Annotated in this window: 20 protein-coding genes; 1 reads left to right on the forward strand and 19 read right to left on the reverse strand. The window is 43.0% G+C overall.

Translation table 11 applies throughout. From position 1 onward, the window contains the following. Positions 1-6: 6 nt before the first annotated feature. The 11 genes from BUC17_RS10265 to BUC17_RS10315 all read right to left on the reverse strand — a co-directional run bounded on the left by BUC17_RS10265 (position 7) and on the right by BUC17_RS10315 (position 11,432). Positions 7-1,923 (reverse strand): tail fiber domain-containing protein, encoded by a 1,917-nt coding sequence (locus BUC17_RS10265; RefSeq protein WP_083544893.1) that lies wholly within the window; start codon positions 1,921-1,923, stop codon positions 7-9. Between the two features lie 123 nt (positions 1,924-2,046). Beyond that, positions 2,047-2,838 (reverse strand): FkbM family methyltransferase, encoded by a 792-nt coding sequence (locus BUC17_RS10270; protein WP_083544896.1) that lies wholly within the window; start codon positions 2,836-2,838, stop codon positions 2,047-2,049. Positions 2,839-2,852: 14 nt separating this feature from the next. Then, positions 2,853-3,974 carry a UDP-N-acetylglucosamine 2-epimerase gene (gene neuC / locus BUC17_RS10275; protein ID WP_073364004.1) on the reverse strand — a complete coding sequence of 374 codons (1,122 nt, stop codon included), beginning with the start codon at positions 3,972-3,974 and terminating at the stop codon, positions 2,853-2,855. Beyond that, complete coding sequence (locus tag BUC17_RS10280; RefSeq protein WP_159433947.1) at positions 3,971-4,945, reverse strand: glycosyltransferase family A protein; 975 nt, start codon at positions 4,943-4,945, stop codon at positions 3,971-3,973. Before BUC17_RS10280 ends, neuC begins: the two co-directional genes overlap by 4 nt. 17 nt (positions 4,946-4,962) lie before the next feature. Beyond that, a complete protein-coding gene (locus tag BUC17_RS10285) occupies positions 4,963-6,003 on the reverse strand; it encodes an N-acetylneuraminate synthase family protein (protein WP_073364008.1) in 1,041 nt (346 codons plus the stop codon). Beyond that, complete coding sequence (locus BUC17_RS10290; protein WP_073364010.1) at positions 6,000-6,689, reverse strand: acylneuraminate cytidylyltransferase family protein; 690 nt, start codon at positions 6,687-6,689, stop codon at positions 6,000-6,002. The genes BUC17_RS10285 and BUC17_RS10290 overlap by 4 nt, the downstream gene beginning before the upstream one ends. Further along, positions 6,686-7,597, reverse strand: a complete 912-nt coding sequence (locus BUC17_RS10295) for a glycosyltransferase family 2 protein (RefSeq protein ID WP_073364012.1) — start codon at positions 7,595-7,597, stop codon at positions 6,686-6,688. Before BUC17_RS10295 ends, BUC17_RS10290 begins: the two co-directional genes overlap by 4 nt. Continuing rightward, positions 7,591-8,604 (reverse strand): glycosyltransferase family A protein, encoded by a 1,014-nt coding sequence (locus tag BUC17_RS10300; RefSeq protein WP_073364014.1) that lies wholly within the window; start codon positions 8,602-8,604, stop codon positions 7,591-7,593. The genes BUC17_RS10295 and BUC17_RS10300 overlap by 7 nt, the downstream gene beginning before the upstream one ends. A 1-nt stretch (position 8,605) precedes the next feature. Beyond that, the gene (locus BUC17_RS10305) at positions 8,606-9,280 is read right to left on the reverse strand and encodes an FkbM family methyltransferase (protein ID WP_073364016.1); all 675 of its coding nucleotides are present in this window, start codon (positions 9,278-9,280) and stop codon (positions 8,606-8,608) included. Then, positions 9,277-10,554 (reverse strand): ABC transporter ATP-binding protein, encoded by a 1,278-nt coding sequence (locus tag BUC17_RS10310; protein WP_073364017.1) that lies wholly within the window; start codon positions 10,552-10,554, stop codon positions 9,277-9,279. Before BUC17_RS10310 ends, BUC17_RS10305 begins: the two co-directional genes overlap by 4 nt. Further along, positions 10,554-11,432 (reverse strand): ABC transporter permease, encoded by an 879-nt coding sequence (locus BUC17_RS10315; protein ID WP_073364019.1) that lies wholly within the window; start codon positions 11,430-11,432, stop codon positions 10,554-10,556. The genes BUC17_RS10310 and BUC17_RS10315 overlap by 1 nt, the downstream gene beginning before the upstream one ends. Positions 11,433-11,515: 83 nt before the next feature. On the opposite strand from BUC17_RS10315, the gene BUC17_RS10320 reads away from it, so the two are divergent. Beyond that, on the forward strand, positions 11,516-12,250 hold the full coding sequence (locus tag BUC17_RS10320; RefSeq protein ID WP_073364093.1) for a tyrosine-protein phosphatase: 735 nt from the start codon (positions 11,516-11,518) through the stop codon (positions 12,248-12,250). A gap of 7 nt (positions 12,251-12,257) precedes the next feature. Here the strand turns inward: BUC17_RS10320 and BUC17_RS10325 are convergent, their stop codons facing one another. From BUC17_RS10325 to BUC17_RS10360, 8 genes are all read right to left on the reverse strand, one after another. Further along, positions 12,258-14,663, reverse strand: a complete 2,406-nt coding sequence (locus BUC17_RS10325; protein WP_073364021.1) for a GumC family protein — start codon at positions 14,661-14,663, stop codon at positions 12,258-12,260. Between the two features lie 7 nt (positions 14,664-14,670). Further along, on the reverse strand, positions 14,671-15,432 hold the full coding sequence (locus BUC17_RS10330) for a polysaccharide biosynthesis/export family protein (protein WP_073364023.1): 762 nt from the start codon (positions 15,430-15,432) through the stop codon (positions 14,671-14,673). A gap of 46 nt (positions 15,433-15,478) precedes the next feature. Further along, a complete protein-coding gene (locus BUC17_RS10335) occupies positions 15,479-17,362 on the reverse strand; it encodes a polysaccharide biosynthesis protein (protein WP_234977705.1) in 1,884 nt (627 codons plus the stop codon). A 144-nt stretch (positions 17,363-17,506) separates the two neighbouring features. Next, positions 17,507-18,640 carry a DegT/DnrJ/EryC1/StrS family aminotransferase gene (locus BUC17_RS10340; RefSeq protein WP_073364024.1) on the reverse strand — a complete coding sequence of 378 codons (1,134 nt, stop codon included), beginning with the start codon at positions 18,638-18,640 and terminating at the stop codon, positions 17,507-17,509. Further along, positions 18,633-19,253, reverse strand: coding sequence for an acetyltransferase (locus BUC17_RS10345; protein ID WP_073364026.1), 621 nt, complete (start codon positions 19,251-19,253; stop codon positions 18,633-18,635). Before BUC17_RS10345 ends, BUC17_RS10340 begins: the two co-directional genes overlap by 8 nt. Next, positions 19,243-19,854, reverse strand: a complete 612-nt coding sequence (locus BUC17_RS10350; protein WP_073364028.1) for a sugar transferase — start codon at positions 19,852-19,854, stop codon at positions 19,243-19,245. Before BUC17_RS10350 ends, BUC17_RS10345 begins: the two co-directional genes overlap by 11 nt. Next, positions 19,847-20,998 carry a glycosyltransferase family 4 protein gene (locus tag BUC17_RS10355; protein WP_073364030.1) on the reverse strand — a complete coding sequence of 384 codons (1,152 nt, stop codon included), beginning with the start codon at positions 20,996-20,998 and terminating at the stop codon, positions 19,847-19,849. Before BUC17_RS10355 ends, BUC17_RS10350 begins: the two co-directional genes overlap by 8 nt. Then, positions 20,995-22,077 carry a glycosyltransferase gene (locus BUC17_RS10360; protein WP_073364032.1) on the reverse strand — a complete coding sequence of 361 codons (1,083 nt, stop codon included), beginning with the start codon at positions 22,075-22,077 and terminating at the stop codon, positions 20,995-20,997. Before BUC17_RS10360 ends, BUC17_RS10355 begins: the two co-directional genes overlap by 4 nt. Between the last annotated feature and the right edge of the window lie 2 nt (positions 22,078-22,079).

Consider the following 22,079-nt stretch of genomic DNA (forward strand, 5'->3'; position numbering starts at 1 on the left):
TTTGTATTAGTTAAAAATAATCTTTTGGGTATCGGCTTTTTTTCCATTGATCCATAAACTCACGCCATACACCCCTGCACCAAAATTGTCCTTTAGTAAGGATTTTTGGATAGAGTTACCTCTTTCATCGATGGTAAAAAAGGCGCGAAGACGACCGTTGGCATCGAATATTTGTAAAGAAGCTTGTTCTACATTGCTTGGGATCGTTAAATATACCTGAATATCACGATTGGATGGATTGGGTGAAACCGAAACAATTTTTGAGGTTGATAACTGATCTACAGCTCTAAACTCCTCTTTTAAGTCAGTCGTGATTTTGTTGGTAAGTTCCTCTATCATTAACTTTTGCTCGCGAATTTGAGCTTGCTGTTCTTTGATAGCTTCTACTAAGTATGGAATTACTTCAATGTAATTTACCGCTTTTTCACCATTGGGTTGCGTAGCTACTACATGAGGAAGTACTTTTTCTAACTCTTGAGCGATAAAACCACTATGCCCTCCACCATCAAAATTTCTGTCTTTAAATGCTTCTTGGTTCCACAAATAGGTTTTTCCTTCAATTTTCTCCACCAAACTTAACGCATTTTCTATTGGTTTTATATCCTTTTTGAACTTTTGGTCAGAGGTAGTAAAAACACCTGTTGCACGAGCATTTCCATTCACGTGAAATACAACTTTACCTTGATTATGTACAATAGCTCCTTCGTAATTTGTGTAAAAACTTGAATTAAAGTTATAATTAAAAAAATTGGGGTCTGTGGGGATGGAACTAAAACCAACTCCAACTCCAACACCATTATCAAAAACTTGACTACAAGCCAATTGATTCGCTGTATTTGAGTTTACAGTTAAGAAACCTGCCGTGGCACAACTTTGATTTACACCACCTCCAATATCATCAACTAAAATAACATCACCATCATTATTCACAGACAACACTCTTCGATTGGAAGTTGCCGGTAAGGGGTTAAAATTTGTATTGATTATGCCGCTAAAACGTAGCCCCATAGTATTGGCTACAGAGCCATTTCCAGTAGCATTAATAACCAAACGATTGGCAGGAATTACATTATTACCTAGACTCAAACCGACATTTCCATTAGGACTTGAATAAAACCTTTGGTCACCTCCACCATTTGCTATTACTACAGTATTACTTAGGTTGGGGGTTGTGGTAGGAATTTGAACTCTTCCTAAAAATGTATTAAATGAACCCGCTGTCAAATTTTCTCCACTATTTAAACCAATTATGGTATTACCCGCTCCATTGTTCAAATTTTGTGCTGCTGTCGTTCCAATAAAAATATTATTCGTACCCAATATAGCCATTTGATTAGCTCCATTGCCAATACAGATGTTATTTGTGGTTGATTGTGCACCTGATCCTGCAAGAGTTCCAAGAAAAACATTATCGTTTCCAGATTGTAGATTTCTTCCAGCACCCTGTCCAAATAAAGAATTATTAGAACCACTAGTCAATCGGTCTCCAGTGAGAAATCCAACCATAGTGTTATTGTTTCCCGTCATTACATTTGGACTTGAATTGAGATCTCGAACACTTTTTATAGACACATTATTACTACCTGTCGTATTCAAATACCCAGCTCTATTTCCTAAAAATACATTATCACTACCTGTTGTATTATTAAATCCAGAAAATGCACCTAGAAATGTATTCCTTGAATTTTCAGTATTAGAACCTAAAGTTGCATTAGCATTAAAACCAGATTGAAATCCAACAAAAACATTTAATCCATTGATTGTAGAGGCAACGTTACTTACATTATTTCCAGAACCAAAGCCAACAAAAACATTACCAAAACTTGGTGCAGGATCGCTAGTTCTTAAAACAGTGTTGTTTTGCGCAAAAGATGTACCACCTAACAAGAGTACACCCAACATTGAGTAGAGGGTTGATTTCATAAAAAAAAAGAATTATGGTTAATAAAAAAAATTAATTTACATGGCCTAAACGCACAAAAAATGGGGCTTATAAATTCTAGGCGTTTAATGATGCATAAATTTAACCATAATTTTTTTCAAAACCTACCCCGCAAACGTTAAAATTTCTTGGCGGGTAAACGACAGGGTTTGGTGCGGGTACGATAGCTTTGTAAAATAGGTTTCTACCCATGCATACGTGGGCGCTCCGTTGACGATATGGTACGTGGCTATCGCCATTTTGGGCCGTAACGTTTGCAATGTGGTCGTGGCGCCTTCCAAGGCTTCAATCTCTGCCCCTTCAATGTCCATTTTTATAAAATCCAAACGCGTCAATCCCAACGATTGCACCCAAGCATCTATGGTAAGGGCCTGCTTTTTGACAATCGATTCGGTACCCGAAAACCAAACGGCCGAAGAACCCACCGTTCCCGATTCTTGAAAATCAACCCACGTATTGGCGTTCCACAACAACTCAGACTGCACCACAATTCGGTCATGTAACTCGGGATTAATTGCTACATTCCGCTGTATATCGCGAAGGTTGTGCGTATCGGGTTCAAAACAATACACCTTTCCCATAGGTCCTACGAGTTGGGCAAAATACAAGGCCATCATGCCTACATTGCCGCCTGCATCCATGACCACATCGCCGGGTTGGGGTTTGTAAAATTTTTGATAGTAAAAAAAATCATTAGCCACCGTATACACCGGATCGACCGTGCGAATAGAAACCCCCTCAATCGTAGTGCAGTAAATCCAACCGGAAGCGGTGGGCTCCAAAGCAAACCGAATACCGCGTGGCGCACGCCATTGGTAATACCGTAACTTTATTTGCTCCCGAAACCTACCTTGAGGCAATAAGCGACTGAGGATTGATTTGATTCTTTTTTTCACAACAACTCAAAAAATTAACGGTCTTTAAACTGCTTTTGATGGTTGATGTCCCATAACCCTGGACGTTGCAAAGCCGCTAGAAAAAGGGCTGCACTATTACCCGCCCCAAAATCAGATGCCGAAGGTTGTACCGCATGGGCATCGATTCCTTTTAAGGCCTCGCGAATGGCTTCAAAAGAATAATCGGTATTGATGATATCGGCATGCAAGGCGCGATTTTGCTGACGGGTGCCAATATTAACAATAGGCACTCCATAATAGGGCGCTTCGCGGATGCCCGCACTACTATTCCCGATGATGAACTGGGCATTTTTTAATAGCGTTAAAAAGTACTCAAACCGCAAGGAAGGAAACACCCGAAAGCGCGAGTGTCCTTGAAAAGCAGCGTAAGCATCTAGTATTTTTTGACTGCCTAAATCGTTATTCGGATAAATCACGACATAGTTATGCGTATCGTCGAGTAAGGCCTGAACCAATTGCTGGGCATAGCCTTGCATGGCTGCCGCTTCGGTAGTCACGGGATGGAACATCAGAATTCCATAGGCGTCAAACGGGATTTCATAATAGGTTTTGGCAGTATCAAGGGAAGGCAACTGATCGGAAAACATGATATCGACGTCGGGCGACCCGATGGTTACAATAGAGGGTTCCATTTCACCCATTTGGATCAACCGGTTGGCCGCCTCTTCATGGGAAACAAAATGCACATGACTTAATTTGGAAACACTGTGGCGAATTAGTTCATCAACCGTTCCCGACAATTCGCCCCCTTCAATATGCGCAACCAAAATATTGTTGAGCGAACCTACAATGGCGCCCGCAAGGGTTTCGACCCGATCGCCATGCACCACAATCATATCCGGCTGTATTGTTTTGACATAGGCCGAAAATCCTTCAATCGTTTTGGCCAACGTCAAGTCCATTGTTGTTTCATGGGTATGATTCTCAAACGTATGTACCTGTGAAAACTGACACCGTTGAATTTCTATGAGTGTATAGCCATAGGTTTGTTGCAAATGCATGCCCGTCACAAAAACATAGGGTTCAAAATCGGGATGTTCCTCTAGTATTTGTATCAAGGATTTGATTTTACCGAAATCGGCACGGGTACCGGTTAAAAAAACAATTTTTTTCATGGGTTGGGATAACGTAAAAAGAATAGTTTTTTGAACACCTCTTTTTGAATTTTGTACCAAAACGTTTTGTAGTCGATCATTTTCCCTTGTTGAAAAACGGGGGGCGTGTACGGGGTTTGAGGGGCGGCTAGATTGTCTTTTTGAATGTCATGCATCCAGGCATCAGGAGCATTCCCCATGTGGTATGCCCAATTGGCATAGGTAGAAACCCGCATTTTTCCAGCCAAATCTACAGGCAAATCGATGTAATTATACACCGAATGTTTTCCGATCAAAATCAACGTGGGATCTTTGGGTACAAAATCCCGTACAATTGAACGGCGAATCGTCACAACACTATGCCCGGATCCCATCAAAACTTTATGAGCGCCCAAATCAATGACAGGCCATTTTACCTGAACATCTTCAATGGGTTTCCAATTGATACTGAGAAGAAAACGATTGTAATCTTCCATATTTTGGGGTAATGATTCGTAATAAAAACGGTATTTCCCACGAAGTAATTTACGCATCGTAGCCACGGTGACATAACTGTGTGTGTTGCGTACCGATATAGGGGAAACCGAACCGATATCGGGATACGAATCTAAAAGCAGTTCCACCGCATCTTGCCAGCCGTTTTTGAATAAAATATCGGTATCCGAGAAGGTAATGTATTCCTCTCGAACCCCACGAGCGGCGTGCATCATGGCATCTATTTTACCCATATTTTCTTGATGGTGAATTACACTATCGATCTGTCCTGACTCAAACAATGTATTGAAATAAGCTCGCACTGCGGCGCAACTTCCGTTGTTGACCAAGGTAATTTTTCCATGCGCATTAAAAGTCTTTATCGCCGATTCGACACAGAGTTGTAACACCTCAAAGGAGGCTTGGTAATAATCACTAAAATCAGGAATATAACAAACCATGATCATCCGGTGTTTGGATGTCAACGAAATAAAGCCTTCGCTTTTTTGGGGGTTCATTCCTACGCGCATAGTATTTATTTAAAATCAGAAAAATCCAATTGTTCATCGGCCGCAATGGCACGGGTTGCTTTTTTTCCGAGCAATGAATCAAAATGTTCGGCTAAAATCTTTCCCGTTCCGGGTCGTTTCACCCAAATATTATCCTTGGTTAGCGTTTCCCCTTCAGCAATCGGAGCAATAGAACAAACGGTGGCAAACGCAAAATCGATGGTCACTTGTTCTTCGGCCGCGGGACGTTTTTCACCGCCACGCATTTGCCAAATTTCATGTGCACCCACAATCAATTCACGGCAGGCTTGTTCATCCATACTGCACACAATATCGGGTCCCGTACGCTGCATGTGGTCGGTAAAATGGCGTTCCAAGATACTGGCCCCTAGTGCGACTGCTCCAAGGCATGCATGGTTGTTTAACGTATGATCGGACAATCCAAAAACCTTATCGGGGAATGCTTCATGCAACTGCGTCATAGCTCCCAATCGAACGAGCGGTATAGGGGTTGGATACAAATTGGTGGTGTGTAAAAGGGCGACAGGAACCTGATAGCGGTCAAAAATAGCTACCGCTTTTTGTACACTTTCGATGGTATTCATTCCGGTACTCAAAATCACCGGTTTTCCGAAAGCAGCAATATGTTCGAGTAAAGGATAGTTATTGCATTCGCCCGAACCGATTTTATAGGCAGGAATATCAAATTTCTTCAAACGTTCGGCGGCGGCACGGGAAAAAGGGGTGGAAATAAAAATCATTCCTTTGCTTTCCACATAGGTTTTTAAGGCCCATTCGTCGGCTTCATTTAAAGCACATCGCTCCATAATTTCATAGATTGAAACCGTGGCATTTCCGGGAATAACCTTTTTGGCCGCACCACTCATTTCGTCGGCAACAATATGGGTTTGGTGTTTCACGACCTCAGCGCCCGCTCGCTGTGCGGCATCAACCATCGCCTTGGCCACTTCCAAGTCGCCTTCATGATTAATTCCAATTTCGGCGATTACCAAGGGAGGATAATCCGGTCCTATTTTTCGACCAGCGATTTCAAAGTATGGATTCATGGGTGGTTTGATTTATGTTTAGTTTGATAATAATTAAGACAAAAAGTGGCATAGGCAAAGTCGGCTTCAGTATCGATATCGACTGCAGCATAAGGATGCGTAACGACCAACGGATAGCAGGTTTCATCCATGACAGCACCCTGGGTAATGAGCGAGGGTTTACAAACATAGAGCAACCCATTTTCGTAAAACAACGGCTCCATATCTTGACTGCGTTGGCCAAAATGGTAATTAAAGGGCACAAAACGTTGCGCTTGGATACGTCCTAATTTGTGGGGATTGGGCGAAACGGTAAACAATCCCGACACGTTATGTTGCTCAAAATAATCTAAAGCCTCGTCCAAAAGTCCCACAGGCCGCAAGGGATTGGTGGGTTGTAGTACGACCACAGCCTCAGGCCATTCGGTGAGTTGCGCTAACACATGTTGCAATGCCGAAACGGTAGGGGCTTCATCACCCGATAATTCATGGGGACGTTGAATGACTTCGGCGCCATAGTCCGAGGCTATTGCTGCAATCGCTGGATCATCGGTAGTAACGATTACCCGTTGTATACGCGAAGAAGCTTGAGCATACCGAATGCTGTGTGCGAGTAACGGCAAGTCCCCCAGTATACGAATGTTTTTACCGGGTAAGCGTTTTGACCCGCCACGGGCTGGAATAATGGCGATATTCGGGTTTGTCATGGGTTAGGTTTCCAGAATATAGGGTTCAAAGGTAACTTTTTCATCCGAATATACTGCATTTTGGTCAAACGGTATCGGCTTTGAAACAAGACCCCTAAGGTGCCCAATATACTAAAAATTGCACGAAATGTAGCCCAAAAAGCGACATAATCCCGTGCTTTTAGTTTATTTAAAAACTGTACGACCGTGCAATAGGCCAGGGTATACGGAAGGCGAAAATAGGGGTAAAAGGTCATGTAATTTCGTATACCATTGGCAAACGCTTTTCGCTGACGAAAAGCATAATCGGCATCATTTTTTCGCTGGCGAACTTCTACCCTGTGGTGAACGAGTAGATCGGGAACATAATGCATTTCCCAACGTTTTTGGAGGAGCGCCATCGACGCAAATTCTTCTTCGCCATAAAATCCGTAATGCTCTGGATAATCAGGAATAGACTCCCACGCAGTTTTGCGCCACACATGTCCACACCCTACAAATCCAAATCCATTGTGGGGTAAAGCATCTGTTTGGAGTGAAGCAGGCAACGTTTTTCCCCAAAAAACACGGCAAGCTATGAGTCCGCAACGGGCATACTTTTCAAAGTGATGCTGAATGATTTCAAGGGGTTGCGGCAACACAAAATGTGCATCGTCATCCAAACTAATCAAATAGGGCGCTTTGGCAGTATGCAACAAAAAGTTACGGTTATAGATATACCCCTGGGGCTCAGGGTTGGTAAAAATTTGAACCTGAGGAAATTGCGCCTTGACAAAAGCAGTGGTTCCATCGGTAGAGCCGTCGTCAACAACCAAACATTCTACATCCTCTCGCTGGAGTAACGGTAAAAGCTGTTGCAAAGTAAATTGCAAGTCCGACCAACGGTTGCGTGTAGTGATTAAAAAACTAAATACGGGATTGGTTACCATGAGTCTATCACCGATTTTGGAAGCCCTTTACGAAGGATACACCAGCGGAAAAGCAGTGGCGTGTTCATCATAATTCTACGCCAAAACCGATACCGCCAATAGTAGGCGACACGATTAATCTTGGGCGCTGAGGGAGACAATGCAATATGCGTTCGCGTCGAGGTTTTGGGCATCGTAGACGGAACTTCCATCCATGATTCGCTCACATTACCCATGTGAAAGGCAAAATTTGACGCTGTCGTTACTTTATGGTAATGAAACTGATAGGGTTTTTCCTCGAGGTACCATTCCGAATCTCCGCCTAGTTGATGCGGAACGGACTGTTGTATTTCGCGAAAAACATCGCGTCTAAACGTAGTCACTACATGTCCTGAACCTACCCACATGGATTTGCCATTTTCAGTATATTGCAAATTGTACAACAAATGGTTTGGATTATAGTTGCGATTCCAACCAATACTGTCATAAAAACGTTCGGCAGCAGCAACATCGGGTATTTTGGCAAAACGCAGGCGGGATGAAAACAAATATTCCCATACCAACGAAAATCCATCGATCCGAAACAAATTCATTTGCGGAATGAGTCCGACTGCCCCAATACGCTCTACTTTTTCAAACAAATCAATCGTTTCCTCTTGCCAACCCGGCTTAAACAGCACATCGGCATCGGTAAGCGTTACCAAAGGGGTTTGATGCCCCACCAATCCTTTCAGTAAAGCATTGACTTTACCTATTGCAGTCGTATGGATGATTTCATGAATTGTACCTTCATGATGACGGCGGTTTAATTCTTGGACCACCGCCTCGCAAGATCCGTTATTGACTACGGTAATCAAGGTAAACGGCTGCACTGTAGCGGTTAGGGAATCTAAACAAAACTGTAAAATGGAAAGACTTTCCTTAAAGTAGTCGGTTTGATGAGGGATATGCACCGGTACTACCACTTGATGGAGGTACTTGGAAGGAGGAACCAACTGATCTTTGTTGGGATTAAAACCAGAGCGCATATTACAAACGGTTGTCGATATAGAAGGTATTGCCGAGGTTTCCTTTGGTGACCACTTTACCGATGATGGTGTATCCTACCGAAACGAGATAATCGTGCATTTCCGAAACCAAGTCTTCTTTTAGGGGTAAATCAGATTCTACCACCAAAAACCGTGGACGAAATCGCTCCCAATCATTGGTTTTCAACACTTCCAAATCATAGCCTTCCACATCTACATCAAAGAAATCCAACCGATCGCCTGGCTGCAAATGGCGTTCCAAAATAGTGGCCAAAGGAATGGTCGGAACGTCGAGTACTTGCTGAATTTGCGATTGCAATTCCCGTTTTTCGATAAACCCATAATCCAAGGTGTTCATCGAACTATCGGGAAGCATATAATATTTTAAATTGAGGTCTTGGGAACCTAAGGCACAATTTTCAAAAATATCGGTGGGACGAAACTTTTGGTACAAAGGACGCAGTTCGGGATTGGGATCGATGCAAATGCCTTTCCATCCGTGAATATAAAACAAATACGTATTGGAGGCTTTAACAGGATGCCAACAACCGATGTCGACATAAACGCCGGGCGTACGATGAATGATTAATTTCATCAATTGCATGTCCTCGCCTGCCTTAGAAAAGCTTATGTTATAACGGCGATAGATGAATTCTCGAATTTTGTTCGCTATCATTTCAACGTCCAATTTTGATTTAACAAAAAGGCACCGTGCTTGCGCGCAATGGGCATTTGACCGGTATGGTAAAAGTTGGAAGCCAACACGTCTACTTCAAACGCATCGGTAATTTCGTCACAAAACCCACCTTTGAAAGCCATCCAGGTTTTGGCCGTATATTTTCCTTCCGCCAAGGCCATAGCGGGCACAAGGCATTCTATAGATTGCACCTGACCCGAATCGGAGACTTGGGCGTGGGCATCGTACCGATTGGAAACGGTAAATACGGGATAATTGAGTTCGTTACGAAAGACCACATAAAATGCTAAAGACGAAGCTTCTTGTGCGGTAATGGGTTTGTTCAAAAAAAACTGCATGCGCAGCGGGTCGCCAGAAGGGATTTGCGTATAATTGACCTCATCGCTATTGATCAAAAAGCGTTCGACGTATAAATCGCCATCCGATTTACGAATAAGCTTGCCACTACTTTGCGACAAATTAGACGCCAAATACTGTTGAATTCCTTCGTCGGTGGGCATCCGATCGGAGCATTCGCCATTTTTCAAAATGATAACCGAATCCGTTAAGGCATGAATGGCGGTCATATCGTGACTGACAAACAAAACGGTGCGGCCTTCGCCTTTGGAAATGTCTTGCATTTTACCAATGGCTTTTTTTTGAAATTCGGCATCTCCGACAGCCAAAACTTCATCTACCACCAAAATTTCAGGTTCGAGATGCGCTGCTACGGCAAAAGCCAAGCGAACGGTCATACCGCTACTGTAGCGCTTTACGGGAGTATCGATATAACGTTCACAACCCGAGAAAGCAATAATTTCATCGATTTTACGGTCGATTTCTTTTTTGCGCATCCCCAAAATCGCGCCGTTTAAATAAATATTTTCGCGGCCCGTCAATTCGGGATGAAATCCGGTACCCACTTCGAGTAAACTAGCGATTCGGCCTTTGATTCGAATTTCGCCTGTGGTAGGTGCGGTAACACGGGACAAGAGTTTGAGCAAGGTACTTTTTCCAGCGCCATTTTTACCTATAATCCCCACGGCATTGCCTTCTTGTACATCAAAATTGATATCGCGCAAAGACCAAACGATATCTGAATCGGACTTTACCGTTCGATCATTTACCTCACCCACTTTCAAAAAGGGGTCGTCACGACGTAAAATTTTTGTCACCACAAATCGCTCCAGGTCACGGGAAATGGTACCAGTACCGATTTGTCCGATTTGATAAGCTTTGGAAAGCTGGTGAACTTCTATAACAGTGCGTGGCATCAGATGGTATCGACGAACGTGCGTTCGGTTTTGTTAAAAATCAAAATTCCCAAAAACAACACGACAAAAGTGACGCCCGTGGTATACAATAAACTGTAGGTGGTAAATTCTCCTTTTCCTAAAAAGGCATAGCGAAACGCCTCGATGATGGTCGTCATCGGATTCCACGCAATCCACTTTTTATATTCGGGTTGGATATAACTCAACGGATAAATCACCGAAGTAGCATACATCATAAGTTGCACCCCAAACGTCACCAAAAAAGTAAGATCCTTGTATTTGGTGGTAATTGCGGTGATAATTAGCCCTAATCCGAGTCCCAAAAGCGCCATCAATACCACCAAAAAAGGAAATAGAAAGATACCTTCCGTGAGTTGAAACGAAGTGTTGGGCATGGGATATAACGAAAAATAACCCATCATGGCAATGAGCAATAATAATTGCACTCCAAACCGTACCAGATTACTCACAACGATACTCAAGGGCATAATCAACCGCGGGAAGTAGACTTTGCCAAAAATATTGGTATTGTCTTTAAACACGGTACTGGTTTTGGTCAAGCAATCGGCAAAATAATTCCAAGCTGTGATCCCGCACAAGTAAAAGAGCTGATGCGGTAACCCGTCGGCACTGATTCCCGCCAGATTCCCAAATACGAAAGTAAAAACAAGGGTCGTAAAAAGAGGTTGGATAAAAAACCACAACGGCCCCAAGATGGTTTGTTTGTAAAAACTTACGAAATCGCGTTTTACAAACATGAAAAGCAAATCACGGTACCGCCATAAATCCTTGAGGTGGAGCGCAAAGATGCCTTGTTTCCCTTTGATGATGAGATCCCAGGCTTCGTTATCGTTATGTGGACGTGTATTTTGACTCACAAGGGTTGGGTTATTTGTCGGGCAAATATAAAACTAAATCACGAATTAGTTACCTTTACCCCGCTTTTAAAACGGATAATTTCATGTGGTTCTTTACGAAACAAAAACCTATACTAAGCCGCTTAATTCCTGAAGGTTATGTCGACATCCATTCGCATTTACTTCCCGGAATTGACGACGGGTGTGCTTCGTGGGAAGAGACGCAAATGCGATGTGCCGAATTGAAAGCACTGGGAATTCATCATTTTACGGCCACCCCCCATATCATGGCAGGAGTTTGGCATAATAATCGCGCTACCATCGAACCCTTAGCGCAGTCGTTTTCAGACCATATCGCATTGGAATCGAGTTCGTTACATTGGGCAGCCGAGTACATGCTTGATGCCGAATTTACCCAAAAATTACAGGAAGGTCCTCTTTGTACCCTGAAAGAAAATTTGGTATTGGTGGAAATGTCCTACCAACAACCCCCACTGGCGTTATACGATTGGCTGTTTGAACTTCAAGTCGAAGGCTATCGTCCGGTTTTAGCACATCCCGAACGCTATAATTTTTATCATGGAAAAATGGAGGAGTACCGACGTCTTAAAAAAGCAGGATGTTTGTTTCAATTGAATCTTCCCGCACTTACGGGATATTACGGCTGGCCTGTGCTCAAAACGGCAGCATTGTTATTGAACGAAGGACTTTACGACTACTCAGGAACTGATGTACACCATGAAAAGCATGTGCAAGCCTTAAGCCAACCTTTGGCCGTAAAAAACGAAAAAGCAGTCGTGGAATTACTCCAAAAAAACGTGGATTTTTATACGAAATAAGCTAAAATTACTTCTTAAAAAAACGAAGAATCCTATCGGTAAGGGTGAGTTTCTTTTCTTCTACCCCATAGCCATAACCGTAACCATAACCGTAGCCGTAACCATAGCCGTAACCGTAGCCATAACCATAGCCGTAGGAACGTTGAATATCGGTATCATTCAACACTAGAGCCATATTGGGCAATTTGCGGTCTTTGTATATAGTTTCCACAAAACGCAACATGCGTTTGTCTAAGTAATTGGCACGCATTACATAGATAAAGGCATCGGCATTGTGTGAAATCAAGAAGGTATCGGTAACCACACTCACTGGAGCGGTATCGACAATGATATAATCAAACTCCGTTTTCAACTCATCAAAAAGGCGATTGATTTTGTCATTCATCAAAAGCTCCACAGGATTGGGCGGAATAACCCCAGAAGGAAGGGCATAGAAATTTTCGTAGCCTTTGACTTTGATAATATAATCGTGAATGGATTCACCCGTTTTGGACAAGAAATTGGTAAGTCCTTTAGCGGGAAGATTGATATACACATCCAATTTTGGATTTCGAATATCCAATCCAATCACCAATACTTTTTTCCCAGAGAGGGCAATGGTTGTAGCCAAGTTTATCGCTATAAACGTCTTCCCTTCTTTGGGTATCGAGGAAGTCACAAAAATCGTTTTACAACGTCCAGGCTGCACTTCGGAGAGCACAAACTCCAAATTGGTCCGAATCATTCGAACTGCTTCTGCCGAACTAGAGCGGCTGTTGGAGTCGATAAGTTCTTCACTATTATCCGAACGTGGTATATCGCCCAAGTAGGGCACAGATACTTTTCCTTCCACGTCCATACGGCTTTTGATTTTGGTGTCTAAAGCAAAAAGTAAGGTCAAAAATCCGATGGGCAGTGCCAAACCTAATACAAAAGCGATGAAATAAACTAAGGAAGATTTGATAGAAATCGGCCCAGTTAGATAGGCGGCATCAATAATTTTGGCTTTGGGAGAGGTAACCGCTAAAGAGATTTCAGTTTCCTCACGTTTTTGGAGTAAATATAAATAGAGTGTTTCCTTAATTTTTTGCTGACGGGCTATTTCATTGTAAAAACGCTCATTAGTGGGAACATTGTATACCTTTCCTTCGTAAAGCGCGCGTTGATTTAATAAATCGTTCTTTTTTATGCGTAAATCGCGTTGGTGGCTGATAATACTACTGATTACACTTTGCTTAATATCCTCTAATTCGCGCTCAATTTGCTTAACACGTGGGTTATTTTCAGTCCCACTGATCAAAAACGTTTTACGGTTGAGCTCCGATTCATTGTACTTGGTAATAAACGAAACAATCGAGGGGGAAGCAGTCACCACATTGGTTGGAATTAACATCCCCTTTTTAATTTTTCGAACTTCTTCCAGCAAGAAGTCACTGACTTTTAGTTCCGTTTCAATCGCTAATACAGATTTATTATATTCTGTTTTTGAGGTTAAACTCAATCCGGCATCAGCTTCTAAGGTAGTTAGTCCCCGTTGTTTTTTAAAGACCTCTGCATCGCCCTCAACGCCCCCCAATTCTTTAGTAATGATTTCTAATCGTCTATTGATGAATTCTTTTGTAAATTCGGCCACTTGATTTCGGTCACGAACGGCATCTTCATTGTATTGCTCAATGAGTCCATTGAGATAGTCCAACCCACGCTCTTGGGTTAGATCGGTGAAACTCAAATTTACGATATTCGTTTTCTCCTGACTCATGACACCAAGACTAGCGCGTAATGCATTGGCTTTGGCCTCTACCGAACTTTTAACAATAAGAATATCAGACATCGGCTTGTTGACAGGAAACGATTTAATTTGAATGAAAAAAGTGCCAATTGGAGAAGGAATCAACTGTCCGAAGCGGTACCGTTGGGACTGGGATAAGTCGGGTTGCGATAGTTCAAAAGTCTTGGAATCCAAAACGCGAACACGCCACGATTGTGAACGAGCATCATAGGATTCATTCTTCTTGACAAAAACCATTTTAATGGGGGAATCCCGGTACAATTCTTTAGCGACCACCCGGCCTTCGCTGAAATAACTGATATCCAGATCAAGTTTTTTGACAACATTTTGAGAAATTCCACGCGACTTTAAAATTGCAATCTCATTTTCAATATTGTTTTTACCCGCAAAAATGTTTAAATCGCTAAACGCTGAAAATTCGCTAGTTCCCCCTTTCTTCTCATCCTTTATCAAAATGGCAGCATTAACACCATAGTAAACCTCTTTATACCTCAAAAAAAGATATGCCAAAGCAGAACATATAATCACCGATAATACAAACCATTTCCAATAAATGAGGTAACGAAAGAGTAAGTCTTTGATATTAAAATCGTCTGATTTAGTGTCGCTTGGAGTTGTCGTATTTTGTAAAAGGGGTTGTTGCATAGTTTAATTATCGGGTAAGTAACAAAATCATCGTAGTTAAAAAACTAATGGAGGAAACAATGATAGGTAAATTCGGCAAGGCTGTGGCGTCAATTTTGGCCTTCCGCTCTCGCACATAAACCACATCGTTTTGATCCATATAGAAAAAAGGAGAGTTCACCAAGTCTGCTTTGGTCAAATCAATGGTATTAAATGATTTTACCCCTTGATAGTCACGAATGATTAGCACCTCTTGACGGCGTCCAAAAGGAGATACATCCCCGGATTCGGCCAAGACATCTAATATCGTCACTCGATTGGTATTAAATGATTTCACTCCAGGATTTAGGACGGCTCCCAAAACGGTAACTTTAAAGTTGAGAATACGAATGTTGATGATGGGATCGACCAAATAGGCTTTCAACTTATCGGTCAACATTAACCGCAATTGCTCAATTGTATACCCCGCTACGGATAATTTACCTAATGTAGGAAAATCGATGGTCCCTTCACTATCTACCAAATACCCAGCATTGGGATTGTTCATGATATTTCCTCCGCCTACATTACCATTTCCTCCCATACTTAAATTGAAAGGTTCAGAAAGTTCGCGCTGATAGGTCATCACCACGATGGAAATCCGATCATCTTTTTGAATGATAGGCTCATAGTTTGCTGCTGCATTACCCATATTGTAATCGCCTTGCAGATAATAATACTTTTTCTTGGAGACACAAGACACTTGAGTAAGGGCCAAAAGCAACAAAAAAAGTAAGGAAATTTTCTTCATAGTATTCGTAATGAGTTGCAAATATAGTGTTTATTCCCAAAGCTACTTAGTGAGAGGTACTATCCAATTTTTCGTAAACCGAATTTAAGCTTTTAAAATCTGGTACCAACGCTTTCATTTGAGAAACGGTAGCTTCATAGGCTCCTGTTCGGGCAGTGGTAATTAAAACATCCACTTGGTGACTTACTTCTTCAAAATCGGCGCTATTCTCCACAGCAATCATAATTTTTTCATGGTGGGTAGGTAAATTTTTGGCCGAATCATTCAGTAACTCTTCATACAATTTCTCTCCAGGACGAAGGCCTACGATCTTGATGGCAATATCTTTTTCGGGCACAAATCCTGCCAAACGAATCATTTTTCGGGCCAAATCAATAATCTTGACCGGTTTGCCCATATCAAAGATGAAAATCTCCCCTCCTTTCCCCATGGAACCCGCCTCCAAGACCAACTGACACGCTTCGGGTATGGTCATAAAATAGCGAATAATTTCCGGATGGGTTATGGTAATAGGACCTCCCTCTTGGATTTGTTTTGTAAAAAGAGGTACTACCGAGCCGTTGGATCCCAATACATTTCCAAAGCGAGTGGTAATAAATCGGGTAAATCGTGTACTGTTTTGCCGTTGGTGTTTAAAATGCTTGGCTTGAACATACATTTCGGCTATGCGCTTACTGGCTCCCATTACACTACTGGGATTTACCGCTTTGTCGGTTGAAACCATCACAAAACGATCCACATGATACTGGTTGGATAAATCGGCTACATTTCGCGTGCCCAACACATTGGTAAAGACCGCTTGGGCGGGATTGATTTCCATTAAGGGCACATGTTTATAGGCAGCTGCGTGATACACCACATCGGGGAGATACGATTTGAAAACCGTTTCCATAAAGGCATAATCCCGCACATCACCCACTACATCAATCAATTCAACATCCGAATCTCTTCCCGATATTTCCAAGGAAAGGGAATGCAACGGAGTCTCGGCTTGATCCAACAAAATAATGCGTTTGGGCTGGAATAAAAGGACTTGACGAACGATCTCGCTTCCAATTGAACCGGCAGCGCCCGTTACCAATATCGTTTTTTCCTGCAAATATTCCGAAATCAGTTGGGTATCCAACGTAATTGGCTTACGCTCCAATAAATCGTGAATTTCAAAATTCTTAATCTTCTTTGAAATTTCTTTTTGATCGTCCCAATCCGCAACAACGGGCAACGTATACACTTTAAATCCGTACTCAATACATTCGTCCACAATAATCGAACGCTCCTCTTTGGTCAGCGATCGATCGGCAATGATCAACGCTTCTACCCCTTTGGAACGGAGCAATACAGGAACACTTTTACGGATTTGAAAAATAGGAAGATTTAAAATTCGTTTTGTAAAATTTTGATTGTCTTTGTCGATAAATCCATACAACTTAAAGCGACCCGGGCGTTCCGAAAGTAAGGCATTAGCTACAGCAATAGCATTGGCATCCGACCCGTAAATGATAGCAGAGATGCGATGCTCATCGTTTGTAGACGTAAACATTCGATCAAAAATTTGCTTCACGACCAAACGGTAAAAAAACAAAAAACTAAAGGATAACACCGCGTTGATAAAGGCGCCGGTCGTTAGATACACTTTGGCGTTAGAGAATACAATCACAATAAAATTGAAAACCAAAATCGCAATAAAGGTTGACAACTGTGAAAAGAATAATTTTAACGCATCAATTAACGAAGAATGGCGAATAATCCCTGAATAGGTGCGGTATAACCAAAAGAAAAATACATTGATCAGTACATAAAATACGAAGGCAAAGGAAAGGGAATTGTCGGGAACATACGACAAACGAAGCCCTTTGAATAAAAAATAGGTAATGATACTGGAGAGTGAAACAATACACACATCCAACAATAAAATGAGCCAACGTGGCAAATACCCTAGGTTCCGAAAAGAAAACGACGTATTAATATCCGTAAACGTTCTTCGAAATAGGGCAAAATAATTATGTCTATCCTTATCCTCCAATTCAACCTAATTATTGAGGTAAAGTTAGGGAAATTTAATTCTTAAAAAAAACTAAAAAGAATTTATTACTCGAGTAATGCGTTCGCAATCGTTGTCGGTGAGATTAGACCCTGAAGGCAAACACAGTCCATCGTCAAACAATTGTTCCGCAACTTTCCCCCCATAATACGGAGCCGAAGCAAATACGGGTTGCAAATGCATGGGTTTCCACAAAGGACGACTTTCTATATTCGCCGCCTCAAGGGCCAAACGCAAATCTTCGCGGTTTTTTCCTTGACATTGCGCAGAATCAACCACTATAGCCGTTAACCAAAAGTTACAAAAATAATCCGCACTCGGCTCTTGAAAAACGCGAACACCCGCTTTGGACTCAAACAAATTCGTATAAAATTCATTCATCTTACGGCGTAAGGCAATATGGCTATTCAAAACCTCCATTTGTCCCCGACCAATTCCCGCACAAATGTTACTCAAACGGTAATTATACCCAATATGACTGTGCTGATAATGCGGTGCGGCGTCGCGGGCCTGTGTCGCCAAAAAAACGGCATGGTCTTTTTGGGCTGTGGTGCGGCAAACCAACGCCCCGCCACCAGAAGTAGTGATGATTTTGTTCCCATTAAAAGATAATACACCAAAATCACCAAACGTTCCACAAAACTGCCCCTTGTAGTGACTGCCCAACGCCTCAGCACTATCCTCAATCAATGGGATATCGTAGGCGCGCGCCAAGGCTACAACCGCTTCTACTTGAAAGGGCATTCCGTATAAGTGTACCGCGATGATGGCTTTGGGTTTTTTCCCTTTCGCCATTCGATCTTTAATCGCCTCTTCCAAAGCTTGGGGACAAATATTCCATGTTACTGGTTCTGAATCCACAAAAATCGGAGTAGCACCTAAATACACAATAGGATTGGCTGAAGCCGAAAACGTCATCGATTGGCAAATCACCTCATCACCTGTAGTAACCCCAGCCATAATCAATGCCAAATGTAACGCCGCTGTACCCGAACTCAGTGCCGCCACGGGATAGTGACCACCCAAATACTGCTCTAAATCCGATTCAAAACCGCTTACATTCGGACCTAAGGGGGCGACCCAATTGGTATCAAAAGCTTCTTGGACATATTTTTGCTCGTTGCCACCCATGTGGGGCGAGGACAACCATATTTTTGTATTATTCATGTGCCTTAGTGTATTTTATTATTTTACCTGGATTCCCTACGACCACAGCACCATCAGGTACATCGCGAATGATGACCGCACCAGCACCAATGGTACATCCTTTACCAATAGTCACTCCTTGAATTACACAAGCCCCTATTCCGACATGTGTGCCCGAACCAATAGTCACGTTACCCGCCAAAGCTACCCCCGGCGAAATATGTACAAAGTCGCCCACCACACAATCATGGTCTAAGGTCGCCCCCGTATTGATAATGCTATGTACTCCCACACGCGCATCGGTATTGATCACCACGCCAGCCATGACCACCGTCCCCTCTCCTAGAGTAGCACGTGGGGAAATAACCGCTTGGGGATGAACAGCCGTTATGTAGGGTCCCGCAAACCGTTGGGCCAAAGCAGCTCGAATAGCATTGTTCCCGATCGAAAAAAGCATCACATAGTTTTGTTTCCAATCAACTTCCTCCGTAGACACCACGGAAACACCATGAATGTGTGGAAATTTAGGACGATCATCACAAATACAATTGACCACGATGCCTTGGGCTTGGAGAATATCCAACACCACTTTGCCATGCCCGCTGGCCCCATATAAAAGTACTTTAGTTTCCATGAAACGGTTCTATTGAAGCGGAATCTGCCGCATTGATTCCCTCACGAATGAGGACTTTTTTGACGGTTTTCATTAAAATTTTTAGATCCAAAAAAAAGGAAATATGATCAACATACCAAACATCGTAAGCAAACTTCTGGTCCCATGAGATGGCGTTTCGTCCGTTGACTTGAGCCCAACCCGTGATCCCCGGCTTTACTTCATGCCGACGATTTTGAAAAGCATCATACAAATGGAGGTAATGGGTGAGCAAAGGCCGTGGTCCTACAAAACTCATGTCGCCTTTCAACACATTCCACAGTTGGGGCAACTCATCCAAAGAAGTTTTTCGAACCATGGCACCCACGCGAGTTAACCGATCGGCATCGGGCAAGAGCTTCCCCTCTGCATCTTTACGGTCGTTCATGGTTTTGAATTTGTAAATACGAAAAATCTTTCCGTTTTTCCCAGGACGCGCCTGTATAAAAAAAGGTTTACCCTGATTTACCCAAGCCAAACAAAAGGTCACCAAAAGCAAAATAGGAAGGGCTATCAACAGTCCAAATGCAGCAAACAGTCGATCGAAAAAAGGTTTTATGAGATGTTGGTATGCCTTATTCATCACGGTCAAAGGTACGATATTCTTCCAAAATGGCTTCCCAAATTACTTGCTGTTCATAGCGTTGAGTGATCGAGCTGCGGGCATTCGCTTGCATTTGATTTCGTAAATCCAAATCTGTGACCAAAGTATACATAGCCTCAAACAACGGTTGTACGGATTTTACAGGAACGATCAAACCGTTGACGCCGTGTTCAATAATCTCGTTACAGCCGTTGATATCACTCACAATCGATGGCAACTCCATCGCTCCCGCTTGTAATACCACATTCGGAAAACCCTCGCGATAACTGGGAAATACTAGAGCATCGGCTATAGCAAAATAAGGACGGACATCGTTTTGATACCCGGTAGTAAAAATATGGGGATGTTCTGCAATCACTTCCAAAGTGGTTGCTTGCAACGGATCCAGTTCAGATTCTAAGGGTCCAACCAACAACAATTGGCAAGCAACACCTTTTTCATGCAAGGCTTGAAACGCAGCAACCAACTCATGAATCCCTTTGTCGGCTACAAGGCGCCCCACAAAAACAAACACAAAAGCCGAGGATAACCCAAGGGTTTCTCGTAATTCAGTTAATGTTTCTGCTGAAAAATGAGCTCTTGAAAAATAGGCTGTGGCAATTCCGTTGGAACTCCCAGCCCCAATCACACTCAATTTTTGGGCAGGGGCCAAACGCTCTTGGATCATAATTTGACACAAAGCCTTGGAATTAGGATAGACTTTGGTGGCACAAAATGCTGTCAATCGTTCTACTGCATTCAAAATCAGTCGCTTTATCCCGTTAGCCTCCAACAAAGGCAATCCGGCCACCGTATGTAACCGATGAGGAACACCGGCCAGCCGAGCGGCCAACATGCCTACCAATCCCGCTTTGGGTGTATGGGTATGAACGATAAAGGGTTTTTCTTTTCGAAAAAAACGATACAATTGATACACCGCTTTCAAATCTTGAAAAGGGGTTATTTTTCGTGTCATCGAAACGGGATGGCAGCGTACCCCTTCGCGTTTGGCAACACGCTCCAAATAGGAAGCCTCCGAAGACACTCCCACAACCTCATAATGCGCGGACATATAACGGAGTTGTCCCTCCAAGAGCTTGTCCAACGAAAGCGGCACTGTGGTAATACGAATGAGCTTTTTCATAACAAACTTTGGTATAAAGCAAGGTAACGATCGACCATTTGGGCACTGTCATACTGTGCGGCACGTGCTAAACACTGGGCAACAATGGTTTCCCGATAGGCAACATCATCTAGCAATCGCTGGAGTTTTTGCCCCAAATCATTGGCATCACCATAGGTAAAAAGGACACCCGCACCCGCTACAGAATCGCGAATTCCAGGCACATCCGACGCAACAAAAGGTTTCCCAGAGGCCATTCCTTCGATTGCAGCCAAAGAGAGTCCTTCATATTGGGAACTCAATACAACGATATCCGCCGACTGCAACAATTGGGGAATGTCGGTTCGAATCCCCAGAAAATGAACACGAGAAGCAACTCCGCATTGAACCGCATGAGCGGAAGCGGCTGCACGATCAGGCCCCTCCCCCACCAACAGTAAATGCACCGAAGCATCCAAAGCCATCATCGATGAAATGAGGGTTATGGGATCTTTTGGGGGATAAAAACGAGCTACATGAAGCAATACACGGGCGTCTTCGGGAAGTCCCAAATCGGCTTTGGAGTAGGGCTTGGCTTGACGCAATGTTTTCCCGTCAATACCATTGGGAATGACTTGAATCTGTTCGGCATTCCACTGCAAATGCGCTTGTAAATTGGTTTTCACCAATGGAGTTATGGCTACAACACTTCGATAGCGCGCATAGAGCCAGCGGTCAATGAGTTTAAACAACCAACGGTCGCGTCGCTTGTTGTGTGTGCTGTGTTCGGTATATACCAAAGGTGGAAATGTCCCGGGCAATAGCGTTGCCAAAGCCGCCCAGTACAACGCAGGAAACAAATGCACATGGACAACATCGTAGGCTTTGAGATGGGGCCGAAGCGCAAACAACAACTTCGGATGGTATACGGATGACCGCCCCAAATCAATTAGCTTGCCTTTACTCATCGATTGTAAATGGGTAAGAAAAGGCGTTTCTGAGCCGTTCAACAACAAAAGGTCTACGGTTATCCCGCGTTGTTGAAGTGCCATGATCATATCGACGACTAACTTCTCCGCGCCTCCCGTACCCAATCCATTGATGACTTGAAGAATGCGCATAG

It is taken from the genome of Flavobacterium fontis, from assembly GCF_900129405.1.
In the GTDB taxonomy this organism is placed as follows: Bacteria; Bacteroidota; Bacteroidia; order Flavobacteriales; family Flavobacteriaceae; genus Flavobacterium; species Flavobacterium fontis.